General features: G+C 49.2%; 12 protein-coding genes. 10 read left to right on the top strand and 2 right to left on the bottom strand.

Features of this window, described 5'->3' with window-relative positions:
* Positions 1 to 288: 288 nt before the first annotated feature.
* Together EIH22_RS07365 and EIH22_RS07360 are read left to right on the top strand one after the other, a co-directional pair.
* Positions 289 to 597 (top strand): metal-sensitive transcriptional regulator, encoded by a 309-nt coding sequence (locus EIH22_RS07365; RefSeq protein WP_200829207.1) that lies wholly within the window; start codon positions 289 to 291, stop codon positions 595 to 597.
* Positions 598 to 659: 62 nt separating this feature from the next.
* Positions 660 to 2,372, top strand: coding sequence for an FAD-dependent oxidoreductase (locus tag EIH22_RS07360; protein WP_124055136.1), 1,713 nt, complete (start codon positions 660 to 662; stop codon positions 2,370 to 2,372).
* A 105-nt stretch (positions 2,373 to 2,477) separates the two neighbouring features.
* Here EIH22_RS07360 and nhaA read toward each other — a convergent pair whose 3' ends face one another.
* A complete protein-coding gene (nhaA, locus tag EIH22_RS07355) occupies positions 2,478 to 3,824 on the bottom strand; it encodes a Na+/H+ antiporter NhaA (RefSeq protein ID WP_124055135.1) in 1,347 nt (448 codons plus the stop codon).
* A 242-nt stretch (positions 3,825 to 4,066) separates the two neighbouring features.
* On the opposite strand from nhaA, the gene EIH22_RS07350 reads away from it, so the two are divergent.
* From EIH22_RS07350 to EIH22_RS07340, 3 genes are all read left to right on the top strand, one after another.
* Entirely contained in the window at positions 4,067 to 4,801 is a 735-nt protein-coding gene (locus EIH22_RS07350; RefSeq protein WP_160149047.1) for a class I SAM-dependent methyltransferase, read from the top strand.
* A 125-nt stretch (positions 4,802 to 4,926) separates the two neighbouring features.
* The gene (gene ilvD / locus EIH22_RS07345; protein WP_407640835.1) at positions 4,927 to 6,717 is read left to right on the top strand and encodes a dihydroxy-acid dehydratase; all 1,791 of its coding nucleotides are present in this window, start codon (positions 4,927 to 4,929) and stop codon (positions 6,715 to 6,717) included.
* Between the two features lie 110 nt (positions 6,718 to 6,827).
* Entirely contained in the window at positions 6,828 to 8,456 is a 1,629-nt protein-coding gene (locus EIH22_RS07340; protein ID WP_124055132.1) for an aspartate:alanine exchanger family transporter, read from the top strand.
* A gap of 77 nt (positions 8,457 to 8,533) precedes the next feature.
* On the opposite strand, the gene EIH22_RS07335 is transcribed toward EIH22_RS07340, so the two are convergent.
* Positions 8,534 to 9,880, bottom strand: coding sequence for a threonine/serine exporter family protein (locus EIH22_RS07335; protein ID WP_268808223.1), 1,347 nt, complete (start codon positions 9,878 to 9,880; stop codon positions 8,534 to 8,536).
* Positions 9,881 to 10,306: 426 nt separating this feature from the next.
* On the opposite strand from EIH22_RS07335, the gene EIH22_RS07330 reads away from it, so the two are divergent.
* From EIH22_RS07330 to EIH22_RS07315, 5 genes are all read left to right on the top strand, one after another.
* Positions 10,307 to 12,088, top strand: coding sequence for an acetolactate synthase large subunit (locus EIH22_RS07330; RefSeq protein WP_268808224.1), 1,782 nt, complete (start codon positions 10,307 to 10,309; stop codon positions 12,086 to 12,088).
* A gap of 8 nt (positions 12,089 to 12,096) precedes the next feature.
* Positions 12,097 to 12,630: an acetolactate synthase small subunit gene (ilvN, locus tag EIH22_RS07325; protein ID WP_124055130.1), complete on the top strand. Its 534-nt coding sequence runs from the start codon at positions 12,097 to 12,099 to the stop codon at positions 12,628 to 12,630.
* A 31-nt stretch (positions 12,631 to 12,661) separates the two neighbouring features.
* Complete coding sequence (gene ilvC / locus EIH22_RS07320; protein WP_124055129.1) at positions 12,662 to 13,690, top strand: ketol-acid reductoisomerase; 1,029 nt, start codon at positions 12,662 to 12,664, stop codon at positions 13,688 to 13,690.
* Between the two features lie 130 nt (positions 13,691 to 13,820).
* Complete coding sequence (locus EIH22_RS09060; RefSeq protein ID WP_268808222.1) at positions 13,821 to 13,949, top strand: hypothetical protein; 129 nt, start codon at positions 13,821 to 13,823, stop codon at positions 13,947 to 13,949.
* Positions 13,950 to 14,139: 190 nt separating this feature from the next.
* Positions 14,140 to 16,269, top strand: coding sequence for a beta-glucosidase family protein (locus EIH22_RS07315; protein WP_124055128.1), 2,130 nt, complete (start codon positions 14,140 to 14,142; stop codon positions 16,267 to 16,269).
* Positions 16,270 to 16,289: the final 20 nt, after the last annotated feature.

Genomic DNA, 16,289 nt, shown 5'->3' with positions numbered 1-16,289 from the left:
CCTACCAGCGCCGATGGTACTGCACTCGGGAGGGTGTGGGAGAGTAGGACACCGCCGTCATCTAAACATGAATGTGTGGAGGGCTTAACCCGTTAAAGGTTAAGCCCTCCACACACATACACAACACACAAACCAGTCCTACTTATGAATGGATCTATGGATTATCGCTTGCATTAATTAGTGTTAGATTCTTCGTGTAGCCAAGCCTACATTTGTTGCCATCCGAACAGGGTGGCTATTTTTGTATTGATTATATACCCTAGGGGGTATAAGAAAAGAGGTGGGAAATTGGCAAGGCCAACGAATGCGCAAAATCCAATTTTGCTTGGTTCAGGAGCTCAGATCGACCCTAATGAAGTTACAAAGGTTCGCAATCGGCTTTCCCGCGCTATCGGACAGCTTCAAGGTGTGGTAGGGATGATTGATAATGGAGAATCTTGCGAAGCAACGATGATGCAAATGCTCGCTGCGTCAAAGGCCGTTGACCGCGCCGCTTTTGCGTTGCTTTTAGCGGGCTTCAATGCATGTTCCGACAGCGCTAATGATAGTGCCGAATCTCGGGCGGCCTTAGAAAGGCTATTTATGTCCTTAGCCTAAAACAATAGCCGACAGTACAAATCACTCTTCAGTACAAGCTAATCGAAGGAACGTAATTTCTCATGGATATTGTTGTTATTGGTGGGGTTGCGGCTGGAATGTCCGCGGCTGCCCGGATGCGTCGTCACGATGAAAGCGCAAATATTATCGTTTTCGAAGCAGGGGACTACGTGTCTTTTGCGAACTGTGGTCTGCCATATCATCTCGGAGGTGATATTGAATCGCGCAATTCTCTACTTCTTCACACTCCGGAATCACTTAAAATCCGTGCGAATCTCGACGTTCGTACGGGAAGTCGTGTGATTTCTATTGATCGCGATACCAAGACTGTCATCGCTCAAAGCAGAGGCGAAACCCAAGAGGTTCATTATGATAAGCTGCTCCTTGCAACCGGTGCGCGAGGAATTATTCCTCTAATTAAGGGCGTGGAACTACCTCAGGTACAGCAGTTACGAACTATTCCGCAGATGGATAGCGTTATTGAGCTAGCGGGTGTGGCTGAAGAAAATGCGATGCGAAAAGGTCGCAAGGCGCGCGCCGTCGTCGTTGGTGGAGGATTTATCGGGTTAGAGACCGTTGAAGCACTTGCACAGCGCGGATTCGAAGTGACTGTAGTCGATGCTGCTGACCACGTTCTTCCGCCTGTAGACCAGGACCTTGCACCATATATCGACGATGAACTTAAAGCGCACGGTGTTGATAGTCGCGTAGGGGTAAGCGTCCGGGAATTTCGTGCTGTTGGAAACAACGAAGTAGAAGTCGTTGACAACCAAGGCGCCGCGGTTCGCGCTGACGTAGTTGTAATGTCGGTTGGCGTAGTACCCGAAACTCAACTGGCTAAAGATGCTGGTCTGGCATTAGGGGACAACGGGGCAATCATCGTCGATGAATTCCAACAAACCTCAGATCCGAACATTTGGGCAGTTGGCGATGCTGCTCAGATTTCGACAACGACGGGGCAACATGGCTCGATTATGTTGGCAGGTCCTGCCAACAGACAAGGTCGCACCGCTGCGGACGCCATGTTTGGCAAGGCGCACGTAAAGCGCGCACCTATTTTGGGTACAGCCGTTGTCAAGGTATTCGATCAAATCGTCGCCATGACCGGCGCGAACCGTAGAGAACTTGATGCCATTGGAAAGGATTACTTCGTTGTTCGCCTCCACCCGACTAACCACGTAACCTATTACCCAGGTGCTGAAACAATTCACATGTTGGGCTTCTTCGAGGAGGAATCCGGAAAATTGCTTGGTGCCCAGGCGGTCGGGAAAGATGGAGCTGATAAGCGTATTGACGTTCTTGCAACTGCAATTCGAGCTGGTATGACCGCTGATGAATTGACTGAGCTTGAACTTACGTATTCGCCACCAGTCGGAGCTGCAAAAGACCCAGTGAATATGCTCGGTTTTATTGCCCAAAATCACCTGGATAAGTTCGTCCTTATCCATCAACCAGATGACCTTAAAGCTGCGCGTGAACAAGGGATCATCTTAGACGTGCGAAACGACGACGAAGTGCGCAATTGGGCTCTGGAAGATTCGCTCAAGATTCCGTTGGGTCAGCTTCGCAACCGTATCGACGACGTACGTGAAGTTGCCGCCGGAAGGCCGGTATTCGTCCACTGTGCTTCGGGAATTCGATCCTACCTTGCTTCGCGCATTCTGATTAATGCAGGGATGGATGCGCGAAATATCGCTGGTGGGCAGCAATCCCTCGAGATTGTTAGTCGCCGAATGGAGATCGGTGCTCGCAAGGATCGAGTATGTGATTCTTAGTTGCTGTTCAGACTCAGCTATCAGGTGAAGCAGTGCAGATGTTGTAGTGGGGTGGTTAGCGTCAAAACGCTAACCACCCCACTACATAAGTACCGCTCGAATAAATCAGTGAACAGTAGGATCGTGCGGAGCTCGATCAAAGCTGTCGGGGACGGAATCACCGTCAGAATCGGTGTAGTCGCCCGCTGAAATCTCTTTATATTTCTTATTACGCGGAATCAAGATCAGGGATGCGAGTAAGGCTGCTAGAACCGAAGCTAGAAGCACACCTACTTTCGCGGCGTCATTAAAGAGTGAATCGTTTCCAAAGCTCAATTCACTCACCAGAAGCGAAACTGTAAAGCCGATTCCAGCTAGTACACCCACGCCGGTAAGATCGCGCCAGCGAATGTCTGGATCGAGGCTTGCACTGGTTAGACGGGTGGCAATGAACGTGGAAATAACAATTCCAAGTGGCTTTCCTAGGCATAGACCGACGATGATTCCTAAGGTCACAGGCGAAGAAATTGCCGTTGTGAATCCATCCCAGCCCCCTACATTCACGCCGGCTGCGAAGAATGCAAACACGGGAACCGCGAAACCCGCAGAAAGTGGGCGGAAGCGGTGTTCGAGAACAGTTGATAGGGAGGATGACAGCGAGTGTCTACCACGGGTACGTGCTGGGACTACAAGTCCAAGGATTACACCTGCGATGGTTGCGTGGATGCCAGATTCGTGAAGGAGAGCCCACGCTATAATCGCGAGTGGAAGGAGAATGATCCAATTGCTCCACGCGTGTGAAGCGAAGAAACTCGGGAATTTTTGAACCAAAAATCCGAAAACTAGCACCGGAACCAAGAACAGTCCCAATGCCACGACGTTGATATCGGTGGTGAAGAAAATGGCGATGATCGTAATCGCGATGAGATCGTCAACGACTGCGAGTGTTAGCAGGAAGATTCGCAGAGGTGAAGGCAGGTGTGAACCGATGATTGCAAGGACGGCCACGGCGAATGCAATATCGGTGGCAGTAGGAATCGCCCAGCCACCGATAGTGTCACCATTTGCAAAGTTAATTGCCATGTAGATCAGTGCCGGAACGATTACGCCTCCAAAGGCAGCAACTACCGGAACGAGAGCTTGTTTAGGGTCACGTAGATCTCCAGAGACAATTTCGTATTTGAGTTCCAAGCCCACCAGGAAAAAGAAGACGGCGAGCAAACCGTCGGCAGCCCAGGCGCCGATCGTGAGTTCTAGATGAAGCCATGGATTTGGAACGCTAAGGACTGTGTCTCGCAACGAGAAGTAGGAGTGATCAAAAGCTGAGTTAGCCCAGATCAGCGCAATAATCGAGGCGATGATCAGGGCAATTCCACCGGTGGTTTCTTTGCGGAGGATCTCTCCAATTCGGAGGAATTCAGGGTATGAACCGCGAGAAAAAATAGTGCGGGTAGGTTTTGGAAGTTGGGACATCATTTCCTTGGAAAGTAATGGAATACAATAAAACGTCGACCAGACTTCCCGACACACCACAATAAACACTATCGAAGCTAAATATTGGGAAGCAACTTCTGAAAAGGGATTGTATTCGGGGAAACATTTTCCTAAAAAATTAAGGTGGAGCTTCTTCCAAGCACACCTCACAGCTCAGTTAAACAGGACGCAAAGTGTCCATAGATTTCATGATCAATCCTGTTTCGCGTCAAAATAATGCTATGAGTAATCCTTTTGAAGGCCTTGGACGGTGCACTACGCAGTCGTATATCGATGTACGGCCGTCGTATCCGCAAGAATCTGTTAGTAAACTGGGATTAACCGCAGCTAAAACATGTGCCGATATTGGCTCTGGAACAGGTAAATTAACGCAGCGTCTTATTCACACTGGCGCAAAGGTTTGGGCAGTTGAACCATCTGAGGAAATGCGCGAAGCATTTCACCTAGCACTGCCGGAATTTCCAACGGAACTCATGTTTAATGGAACTGCGGAGAACACGGGCTTAGCGTCGTCGTCTTTAGATGTCGTAACTTACGGGCAGTGCTGGCACTGGCTCAATCAGGAGGCAGCGAGTTGCGAAGCGAGCCGGATTCTTAAAGATGATGGCGTGGTTGCGATTTTTTATAATCAGCTGGATGTATCGATTCTATGGGTACATCGCCTTACTCGGATTATGCGCTCTGGTGACGTGCATCGTTTCGATCAAGCACCGGAACTATCCCACCACTTTAGTGCCCCAGAGTTGACGGTGTTTGAATGGGAAGATCAGCTCAGCGTGACGGAGGTGTTCGAGCTCGGGACTACACGCTCGTCGTGGATTAAATCGAGTGAAGAAAACCGGAAGAAAATGCGCGCAAATCTGAGCTGGTACCTTTATGAACACTTGGGGTATGACGACGAAAACCCAGTTTCGCTTCCGTATCACACCTACCTTTGGAGAGCGCGAAAGAACTGAAAATGTTCGAGGGGTGAACTATTCCTTCGTGTTTTACGGTTAACCATCTAGGATAATGTGAACATCGAGATGAAGGAGTGAATATGCCTCAATTGCGATCAGCGACGTCGACGGCGGGAAGAAATATGGCGGGTGCTCGTGCTCTTTGGAGGGCTACGGGAATGAAGTCCGAGGATTTCGGAAAGCCGATTATTGCAGTTGCTAACTCCTTCACTCAGTTTGTTCCTGGCCACGTTCATCTGAAGGATGTAGGACAGCTAGTTATCAAGGCAATTGAAGAAGCTGGTGGCATTGGCAAAGAGTTCAATACCATCGCCGTCGATGATGGAATCGCGATGGGGCACCAAGGAATGCTTTATTCGCTCCCTTCGCGCGAGTTGATCGCCGATTCGGTGGAATACATGGTTAACGCCCACTGTGCAGACGCGCTCGTGTGTATCTCCAACTGTGACAAAATCACTCCGGGAATGTTGATGGCATCAATGCGCCTAAATATCCCAGTTATTTTTGTTTCGGGTGGCCCTATGGAAGCTGGAAAACCGGTGGCTGGGGTAGTGGATCATAAGATCGATTTGGTTGATGCTATTTCGCAGTCTGCAGATGAATATATTACGGATGCGGAGCTGGCACAGATCGAAGAAAGTGCCTGCCCAACCTGTGGATCATGCTCGGGGATGTTTACTGCGAATTCGATGAACTGTTTGACAGAGGCTTTGGGCCTTTCTCTGCCTGGAAATGGTTCCACACTTGCTACCTCGTTCCGACGCCGTGAGCTGTTTGTGGAAGCAGGTAAACGTATTGTGGATCTGTGCAAGCGCTACTACGATAACGACGACGATTCCGTTCTGCCTCGAAATATCGCAACTCGAGATGCATTTATGAATGCGATGGCTATGGATATCGCGATGGGTGGATCTACGAACACCATCTTGCATACTTTGGCTGCGGCGCAGGAAGGAGACGTTGATTTTTCACTCGGCGATATCGATGCGCTGTCCCGCAAGGTTCCATGCCTAGCTAAAGTCGCCCCGAACTCAACAAAGTTTCATATGGAAGATTTCCACCGAGCAGGTGGCATCCCTGCACTACTTGGGGAATTGTGGCGCGCTGGGCTGCTTAATGAAGGCGTTCATTCGGTTCATTCGGCAGATTTGGCTCATTGGCTGGAGAAATGGGATATTCGGGCTGAATCTGCCGGTGAAGAAGCACGTGCCTTGTATTCTGCGGCTCCGGGTGGGGTACGCACCACGGAGGCGTTTTCACAGCGCAGCGAGTGGGAGAGTCTTGACACCGACGACGAAGCAGGATGTATCCGAAGTATTGAACATGCATATACCGAAGACGGAGGTCTGTGTGTTCTATTCGGAAACATCGCACGTGATGGTGCAGTTATTAAAACTGCTGGTATTGACGAAGAATTATTCATTTTTGAAGGGCCCGTGCGAGTGGTTGACTCCCAAGAACAAGCCATTGAGTTGATACTTGGGAAAAACGTAAAACCGGGCGACGTCGTCGTCATTCGATACGAAGGTCCTCGAGGCGGACCGGGCATGCAAGAAATGCTTTACCCGACGTCGTTCCTTAAGGGACTAGGACTCGGAAAGAGCTGTGCGCTGATCACTGATGGGCGTTTTTCGGGTGGCACTTCGGGCTTGAGCATCGGTCATATTTCTCCAGAAGCCGCCGCGGGTGGTGAGATCGGTTTAATTGAAGACGGTGATTTGGTTTCGATTAATATCCCTGAGCGTCGCATTGAGCTCAAGATTGATGATGAGCAAATGGAACATAGACGCCGTGCAAAGGGTGAATTACCCTGGGAGGGTAATCGCGATCGAAAGGTTTCAAAGGCACTTCGTGCCTATGCATCAATGGCCACAAGTGCAGATAAAGGAGCGGTTCGCCGAGTTCTTAGTTAATTTCCTAGATCAAAAAAATTTCAGGGACTGTTGCCCTACTCACATTCGAACGTGATCGTGGATAATTGAAACGTCCACAAAAGTGGGTTTGACGTTGCAAAGGGGCATTCGTGACAACTGTTTTGCAGTATTTCGCCGATCACCACATTCTATTCACCTTTCTCTTGGTGGGTGTGGGAATGTATCTTGGTGAGATCAAAATTAAGGGCGTCAGCTTAGGAGCTGCCGCGGTCTTGTTCCTCGCCATTGGAATTTCCGCATGGGGAGTTTCCTTAGGGATTCCTACTAAATCAACAGCAGACCGAGGCGGAATGATCATCGCCGCTGATGTAGGGGTGTTAGGTCTTGCACTCTTCGCATTTGCGATTGGTAATAACTCTGGGAAGAACTTTTTCGCGGCGTTGAAGCGAGCAACTGGACCGATTATCGGTATGGTCGTGGTGCTTTCGCTTTCAGCAACGACGGCATATCTGGTTGGCCGTTACGTTTTCGACATGGACATCGCACTTATCGCGGGAACCTTTGCTGGTGGTATTACCAATACGCCTGCGCTCGCGGCAGCAGGAGAGGCATCAGGAAACGAAGGTCTTGCGACGGTTGGATATGCGGTTGCCTACCTATTTGGTGTGCTTGGAATGATTCTTGCCGCCGGACTCGCATTGCGTCACGGTAAGTATGATACCGATGCTCCAGAAAAGGTTACCCACCTAAATGTCCGTGTGGATCGCGATGATCTACCAACTATTAAGTCGGTCATTAGGCGCTTTGACGATGCCATCGAAGTATCTCGAATGCGGTTGGGAGAAACCGGAAAGATCTGGATTCCAGCTGACGACGATGTTCTTCACAAGGATGATCTTTTAACCATCGTTGGTACCTTGGATCGAGTTACGGCAGCTGCTGAGTATTTGGGGCACGAATCCAGTCATTCCTTGCGCTCAGATCGCCGCATGCTCGACTTCCGCCGGATCATTGTTTCGAATCATTCTTTGGCTGGTCGCACTGTTGCAGAACTTGACTCCATGCTTGGAGAAAAGTGGGGAGCGAAGATTTCTCGCGTTCGCCGTGGTGATACCGACTTCTTGGCCATTCCAAATCTTCAGGTAGAACTGGGTGATCGTATTCGCGTAGTTGGTCCGACCTATAAGCTCAAGGAAATTTCGAAGTGGTTTGGTGATTCTGCACGTGGCCTTTCCGATATTAACCCAGTGGCACTTGGCCTTGGACTGGCACTCGGCTATTTCATTGGAGAAATAGAAATTCCAATTTTCGGTGGTGGTCACTTTGCACTTGGCTATGCTGCGGGAATCCTTATTATCGGTCTTCTTATGGGCTATTTTGGCCGCATTGGAAAGCTCGTCACTGCACTTCCATTCTCAACGAACCAAGTAATTGCCGAGATTGGTCTCTTGATGTTCTTAGCTCGCGCTGGAACTAATGCTGGACCTCAGATCGAGCAGGCATTTACCGGCGGTGATTGGTGGAAGATCCTGATTCTTGGAGCAATTATTACCACCGTGGTAGGCATTGGACTTCACATAGTTGAGCGTGGATTGTTCAAGATGGGTGGGACTCAACTTTCTGGCTTCCTCGGTGGAGCCCAGACGCAGCCAGCTGTTCTTGGATTCGCCAATACTCGCACTGCTGCAGATCCACGTGTTGCAGTTGGATATGCTTTAGCGTATCCGGTGGCAATGATCGTCAAGATCTTGCTGGCACATATTCTGGGTGGGTTGTAAAGATCGTGATCCAGTAAAATCCTGATTTGAATGAGATGAGGGGTGATGAGAATTCATCACCCCTCAAATGCGCTTATTTAATTCAGCGGTTGGTGTCGAGTCGGATCAATGTAACTGAGAGATGGAACGGTTGGGATCTTTTCAACTCGCCAGTTGTGATCGGTAAGGATTCGAGCAGTAGCAAGTCCGAATCCAATACTCGTGATAATGAACAAAAGCGTGAGCATTGAGTCGAGTGCATTTGAGATGTCTTGACCATTGGTCATAACTGACATTGCACGGTAGAGCGGTACACCTGGGATCATGACAACCACAGCCGGAACAGAGAGCGTTACGCGCGAGTAGTGGGACTTACGTGATAGTACGTGAGCAATCAATCCCGCTACGAGCGCAGCTAAGCCAACCGCAGCGATTGGGTTCAATCCCATGTCTTTAACGGTAAGGCGGGCTACGTTAATGAATGCACCGTTGAACGCTGCTAAGAGGCAGGCAGTTGGAGCTGCGTTAAAGAGCATTGCGAATCCGTATGCCGCGATGAAGGTGGCAATCGTTCGACCAATCATGAGACCGGCGAAGGTTAGCGAATAGCCTGGGTGAACATCGAGGATTCCCCAGTCGGCGATTTCGGAAAACGCCCAGACTGCCGTTGAGGTAGAGATCAAAAGCATGACGACGTAGGCACCACGTGAGATACCTGCGCTGAAGTCTTGCCGAATGAGGTCAAGGATGGAGGTTACGAGTGGGAAGCCTGGAACCAAGAACAGAACGGCACAGACCATTCCGGCTTGGTGTGAAGAATCTACGAGGTTAAAAGCATGGAGAATGACAACGATTAAGGTGTAAACACCTGAAGCAACAAAACCACAGACCATCCAGACGAAAAAGTGGTTGTAGTGCTTGGCGAGTAACTTTTTCCGGCAGTATTGACCGATGAGAGCTGCGATAAAGACGCTGAAGCATTCAACGAGTCCGCCGAGGTTAAGGAAAGTGAATCCAGCACAGGCGAAGCCTGAGGCAAGAGCTGAAATCAGGTTTGAGTACAGCGGCTTACGACCGTGGATCTTTTCGATGTCCTTTTCAGCTTCTTCAACCATGAGTCCCGAAGTGGGCAGTGCCTGGATATAAGCGTTAAAACGGTCAATCTTGTCCGCATTTACGCCGTGGTTACGCTGTTCAACAACCTCGCTGCGGAAAGTTCCGTTTGCCCAAGCAGTCGCGGTAATCGAGGTGTAGTTTACCTGAACATGGAGTTTTTCAATTCCCACGGCGCGTGCGAGCTTCTGCATACCGTCTTGAACACGGTAGGCGGATGCGCCGGCGGTGAGCATATACTGCCCCAAACGCAAGACAACGTGAGTCTGATGAGCTAGGCGGTTATGCGCGGCGATTGATTCGGTGTAATCGTTTTGATCGTCAATATTCACGTTTGAACTCTAATTTCTCTTTACGCTGATTTCTGAGGCTAAACGACCCAAATCGGGCTGATGGTCACTGTGTTTTTAGAAACACCAATTGTCGGGGTGAAACTGTATCACGGAGGCTTTAACGATCCTCACTCATGGGTTGATGCTGAGATTGTCAACCACATTGTGAGATAAACCTGAATTAATTTGATGGCTTAAAACAAGCGAGCTTAAGATGAACGCATGCATAAACAACAGTCACTCATTAGTCAGCGCGCCGGTTGGTGAGCTGATATTGACTGGCGCGCTTCCCCTCGAGAGTCTTCGAGGGGTTTTTCTTACCCAAGCAACAATCATACGGAATGAATACCCTTTAACGAAGGTCAGTGATGCGAGATGACTCAGCCACCCAATCAGTCACAGATGCTGATGGATTATCCTGAATCAATGCGCGAAGCGATGGTGCGAGCCACGATTCGTGAACCGTCTACGGGAGCTCGCTCTATTGTCCGTTCGCTAGAAGAACTAGGCGTTACAGATATTTTTGGTCTACCAGGCGGAGCAATTCTCCCAACCTATGATCCGCTCTTTGATTCGGAAAAACTTCGCCACGTCCTAGTACGCCACGAACAAGGTGCAGGCCACGCCGCCGAAGGATACGCGGTATCCACCGGCAAAGTTGGTGTCTGCTTCGCAACCTCTGGTCCTGGTGCAACAAATGTGGTGACGGCGCTCCTTGATGCAAACCTAGATTCGGTACCGATCGTTGTCATCACTGGTCAAGTTGGCGCAAGTGCAATCGGAACTGATGCATTCCAAGAGGCAGATATCGTGGGTGCGTCGCTACCATTGACGAAGCATTCCTACCTGATTACGGATGCGAACGAGATCCCGCAGCGCATCGCTGAAGCTTTTTATTTAGCGCAGACGGGTCGCCCTGGTCCGGTTATTGTTGACGTTACTAAGTCTGCCCAAGTGCAAGAATGTGATTTTGTTTGGCCACCTAACATACAATTGCCCGGGTATCACCCATCACTAAAACCCTCGGTGAGTGTGATCGACGATGCCGCTGAAGCAATGTCTGCTGCGCGTCGGCCCGTTTTCTATGTCGGCGGTGGTATGGTTCGTTCTCAAGCAACCGAGCTACTCCTAGAGCTGGTAGAGAAAACTGGTTTCCCAGTCGTGACCACGCTGAACGCTCGTGGTGCGTTCCCAGATTCGGACGAGCGTTGCCTCGGTATGCCAGGTATGCACGGAACTGTTCCCGCCGTCGTCGCCATGCAGCGCTCCGATTTGTTGATTACGCTCGGTGCCCGTTTTGACGATCGTGTAACAGGGCATCTGGAGTCATTTGCTCCTCTTGCTAAGGTAATTCACGCGGATGTCGACCCTGCTGAAATCTCAAAGAATCGATTTGCGGATATTGCTTTGCTGGGCGACCTCAAAGAGACGCTTACAGATCTTTTAGCAGTGCTTGAACCCGCTTTCGAACAGTATGGACGTGCAGATATTAAGCCGTGGTGGAAATTCTTGAACTCGGTGAAGGAAACTTTTCCGGTTGGTTATCAAGATACGTCGGATAATCTTATGAGCCCGCAATATGTAATTGAGCGACTGGGGATGCTTGCTCCGGATTCGATTTTTTCAACGGGCGTTGGTCAGCATCAGATGTGGGCTCAGCAATACGTCAAATTTAATTTCCCCGGTCAGTTGGTAACCTCGTGTGGGGCTGGAACGATGGGATTCGGAATCCCGGCGGCGATGGGCGCAAAGGTGGGAAACCCACATAAAACTGTTTGGTGCATTGATGGTGATGGTTCGTTCCAGATGACGAATCAAGAGCTCGCCACCTGCCGTATCAATGACATCCCAATCAAGGTAGCATTGATCAACAACTCCTCACTTGGAATGGTCAGGCAGTGGCAAAACCTCTTCTACGAGAAGCGCTATTCGCACACTGAGTTGAATACTGGGCATGGTAGCCGGAGGATTCCAGATTTTATGAAGCTTGCAGATGCCTACGATTGTGCGGCAATCCGAGTGGAATGCCCCGAAGATGTTGACGCGGCAATCGAAGAGGCAATGGCTATTAACGATCGACCCGTTGTGGTTGAGTTCGTCGTTTCACCTGACGCGATGATCTGGCCGATGGTTCCGGCCGGACTTTCTAATGATGAAATCCAATACGCACGTGATGTGCGCCCAGACTTCAGCGGACTTGATGATTAAGAGGAAAAATGAGTAACCATACGCTTTCAGTATTAGTTGAGAATAAACCAGGTGTGTTGGCTCGGGTATCGGGGCTTTTTGCACGCCGTGCTTTCAACATTCATTCTTTGGCGGTTGGTCCGACCGAGAATCCGTCGCTATCGCGAATTACCTTGGTAGTAGTTGCTGATGAACACCCACTTGAGCAGATTCAGAAACAGCTCAACAAGCTAGTGAACGTCATTCACATCGAGGAGCTTCACGATGAGACAGCTGTGGAACGCCGGCTCATCCTAGTCAAAGTTGGTGCCAACGATGCTAACCGCACAAACGTCTTGCAGATAGTCGAGATGTTCCGCGGACGCGTGGTGGACGTCGTGCCTGATGCTATTACGATCGAGTCAACGGGATCGGAAGCGAAGATGAACGCTTTACTGACGGCGCTCGCACCATACGGCGTTAAGGAGATCGTCCAGACTGGAACCGTAGCAATCGGTCGTGGGGCACGTTCAATCAGTGAGCAAGTACTTCAAGAACTACAAAGTCCACAAAACGACAATTAAGAAAACATAAACTCAATTTAGGGAGTAAATCATGGCAGAAATCTTCTATGACTCAGATGCAGATCTTTCGTTAATCCAGTCCAAGCGTGTAGCTGTTATTGGATACGGCTCACAGGGCCATGCTCACGCACTTAACCTGCGTGATTCGGGTGTGAGTGTCGTCGTCGGTCTACGGGAGGGGTCGTCGTCGATTACTAAGGCTCAGGAACAGGGTCTTGAGGTGGCTACGGTAGCTGATGCTGTTGCACAGGCCGATGTAGTGATGATCCTTGCGCCTGACCAGCATCAGCGGACCATCTACGCGAATGATATTGAACCAAACCTGAAAGCTGACGCCGCACTATTCTTCGCCCACGGTTTCAATATCCGTTTCGGTTACATCAAGCCCGACGCCGGTCACGACGTTTGTATGGTGGCACCAAAGGGTCCTGGGCACATTGTTCGTCGTCAGTTCGAAGAAGGACGTGGCGTGCCAGATATCGTTGCAGTTGAAAGTGATGCCTCTGGCCAGGCTTGGGACCTTGCACTTTCCTATGCGAAGGCAATTGGTGGAACTCGTGCAGGTGCGATTAAGACGACCTTCACGGAGGAAACTGAAACTGATTTGTTCGGAGAACAGGCAGTTCTATGTGGCGGCGTTTCCCAGCTAATCCAGTACGGTTTCGAGACCTTGACCGAGGCCGGCTACCAGCCTGAGATCGCGTACTTTGAGGTGCTCCATGAACTAAAGCTTATCGTTGACCTCATTAACGAAGGCGGTCTTGCAAAGCAACGCTGGTCGATCTCTGATACGGCGGAGTTTGGAGACTACGTTTCTGGACCTCGTGTTATTACGCCGCAAGTCAAGGAAAACATGAAGGATGTTTTGGCGGATATCCAATCGGGAGCTTTCGCGAAGCGATTCATCGATGATCAAGATTCTGGAGCTCCGGAGTTTAAAGCGCTTCGCAGGAAAGCCGAAGATCATCCCATCGAAAAAGTTGGTGTTGAGTTACGTAAGATGTTTGCGTGGGAGAGCAAAGACTCTGACTATACGGATGGCAAAGCTGCACGTAATTAAACTGTGCTTACTGTGAGCTGTCTGGAATTTGAATGATAGCCACTGAAAAGTGAAACTATTGTGGGAGGAATTCCTTTACTATGTGGTGTGGAATTTCCTCCCACAATAGTTTCAAGCAAGGAGCGAAATTATGGCACCATCGCACGATGATTGGAAACCAAAAAAGCCTGGGCGGGGGCAAAAAGTTATTGCTTTAATTGTTATTTTTGCAATGCTGGCTTCCGGGGCTGCGGCTGCAATAGCAATTGTTCTGCAGTAATTCATAACGTTACCAAAATTTATTAATTTTTCTTTACCAAAGCCCAACTATGTTAAATCGTCAAAATACTCTTTTTTGTTAGGTGACATTTTGATGGAAACTCTTTAACTTAAGTCACATTTAAGATATATATAGATCTTGTAGTGCTAGATATCGATGAAGGTGTCTGATTTAAGTTAGGAGCTTTACTTTGAAGAAAAAATTTTTCTCAAAAGTAACTGGAGCAATTGCTGTACTCGCCCTTGTCACTATTCCAAATGTGGCAGTAGCAGACTCCGATATGCCGTGGCTAGATTCGAACAAAACGGCACAAGAGCGAGCGGATCTTCTTGTTAATGCCATGAACGAGGATCAGCTTATCCATATGTTGCATGGACAAGGTATGTTGACCGGCGGTCAAGCTCCGGGAGGCGGACCCCATTTTATAGGCTATATCCCTCCGATCCCAGAGTTAAAGGTACCAGCATTTGTGATGTCTGATGGCCCTTCGGGTTTACGTAATGGTGAGCCAGCAACGCAAATGCCAGCGCCGATTGTACAAGCATCCACTTGGGATACTGTGGCTGCTCACGATTACGGCCAGGCGATTGGTCAAGATGCAAAGGATCGAGGTCAAGATCTACTTTTCGGACCGGGCTTCAATCTTGCGCGTAATCCATTGGGCGGGCGAACGTTTGAATACTTTGGTGAAGATCCGTTACTTTCTGGGCGGTTAGCGAGTGCAAATGTCCAAGGAATGCAAGGTGTTGGAATTATGTCCACGCTCAAGCACTATGTTGCTAACAACCAAGATTTGAATCGTACGCTAGCAAGCATGGATATCGATGAACGTACGCTTCATGAAATTTATGAAAAGCCATTCCGTATCGCGATTCATGGTGCAGAACCTGCAACGGTAATGTGCTCATATAATAAAGTTAATGGAGATACTGCGTGTGGCTCCGATTCCACATTGATTAAGGATTTGCGTCAAACTCACGGTTTTAAGGGTCTTGTTCTTACCGATTATCCTGCGGCGTGGTCTCCAACAGATATTCGAGATGGTCTAAATATTGAGCTGCCTTGGTCGTTTTGGACTAGCCCAGAACGGATTCGATCTGCTATTGCGAACGGTGAGATGACGTGGGACGTTGTGCGCTTACGTGTTAAAGAAACCCTCGTCCAAATGTTCCGATTTGGTTTGTTTGATCATGACTGGGACTCAACGCGAGGGGATCGTGTACGTGATATGAAGGAAATTCCTGCCGCTCGCGGTAATGCCGTTGCTCTTAAGGTCGCCCAAGAAGGTGCTGTTCTGATGAAGAATGATGGCGCGCTTCCACTAGGTAAAGACCTCAAACACGTCTTAGTAGTGGGTAATGCTGCAAAGTCCCAAATGAGTGGAGGCGGATCGTCAAATACTAAGGCGATCGAATCAGTTTCAACTCTGGATGCGATAAAGAAGCGGTTGCCTGACAGTGAAGTTTCGTGGGTTTCAGAATGGAATCCAGCGGGAATTGCTATCAAGGCACCAAAAGCAGATGTAGTGATTGTGGTTGCAACTCAGCAATCTTCTGAACTTCTTGATCGTCTTAGCCTTGATTTCAACCTTGTTGAAAATAATGCAGTGAATATTGCTGCATCAAACAACAAGAACACCGTTGTGGTTACGCAAGTCGGTGGTCCTGTATTGATGCCATGGCTTAAAGACGTACGTGCTGTTTTGAATGTTTGGTATCCGGGGCAAGCCGGTGGCGAAGCAACAGCTGGATTACTATTTGGTGAAGTGAATCCTTCTGGGCGTTTGCCGTTGACTTTCCCGGCCGCTGGTCAAAAGGCTCTAGAAACCTCCGATCAATACCCTGGAGCCAATGGTGGATTTAACATGAAGTACACCGAAGGCGTGTTTATGGGATATCGATGGTTCAACGAAAAGAACGTTGAGCCTGCTTTCACCTTTGGATCAGGTCTTTCATATACCACGTTCCACTACAGTAATGTTGCTATTTCGCAGGATTCAGGATCTCGTTCAGACTCTTTCAAGGTCTCGGTCGATGTAACAAATACTGGTTCACGTGCTGGAGCGGTTACTCCACAGTTCTACGTGGGGAAGCCAAAGTCTCCGGGTCTTCAAACTCCTCCAAAGGAACTTGTTGGATTTGACAAGGTAACGTTGCAGCCCGGTGAAACAAAAACGGTAACCGTGACAGTGGGGCCTGAAGAACTCAACGTCTGGGATGTGAATACTCATTCATATATCGTTCTTCCTGGCGCATACAAGGTGTTTGTAGCTGATTCCGTCAATGACATTAAGGGGACAGCTGAATATACCGTGAAGTAACCCGGAGGGTATCTACCTAG

Source organism: Arcanobacterium ihumii (assembly GCF_900604515.1).
Taxonomy (GTDB): domain Bacteria; phylum Actinomycetota; class Actinomycetes; order Actinomycetales; family Actinomycetaceae; genus Arcanobacterium_A; species Arcanobacterium_A ihumii.
Note: the sequence above shows the minus strand (reverse complement) of the source record. Positions and strands in the feature narration are given on the sequence as shown.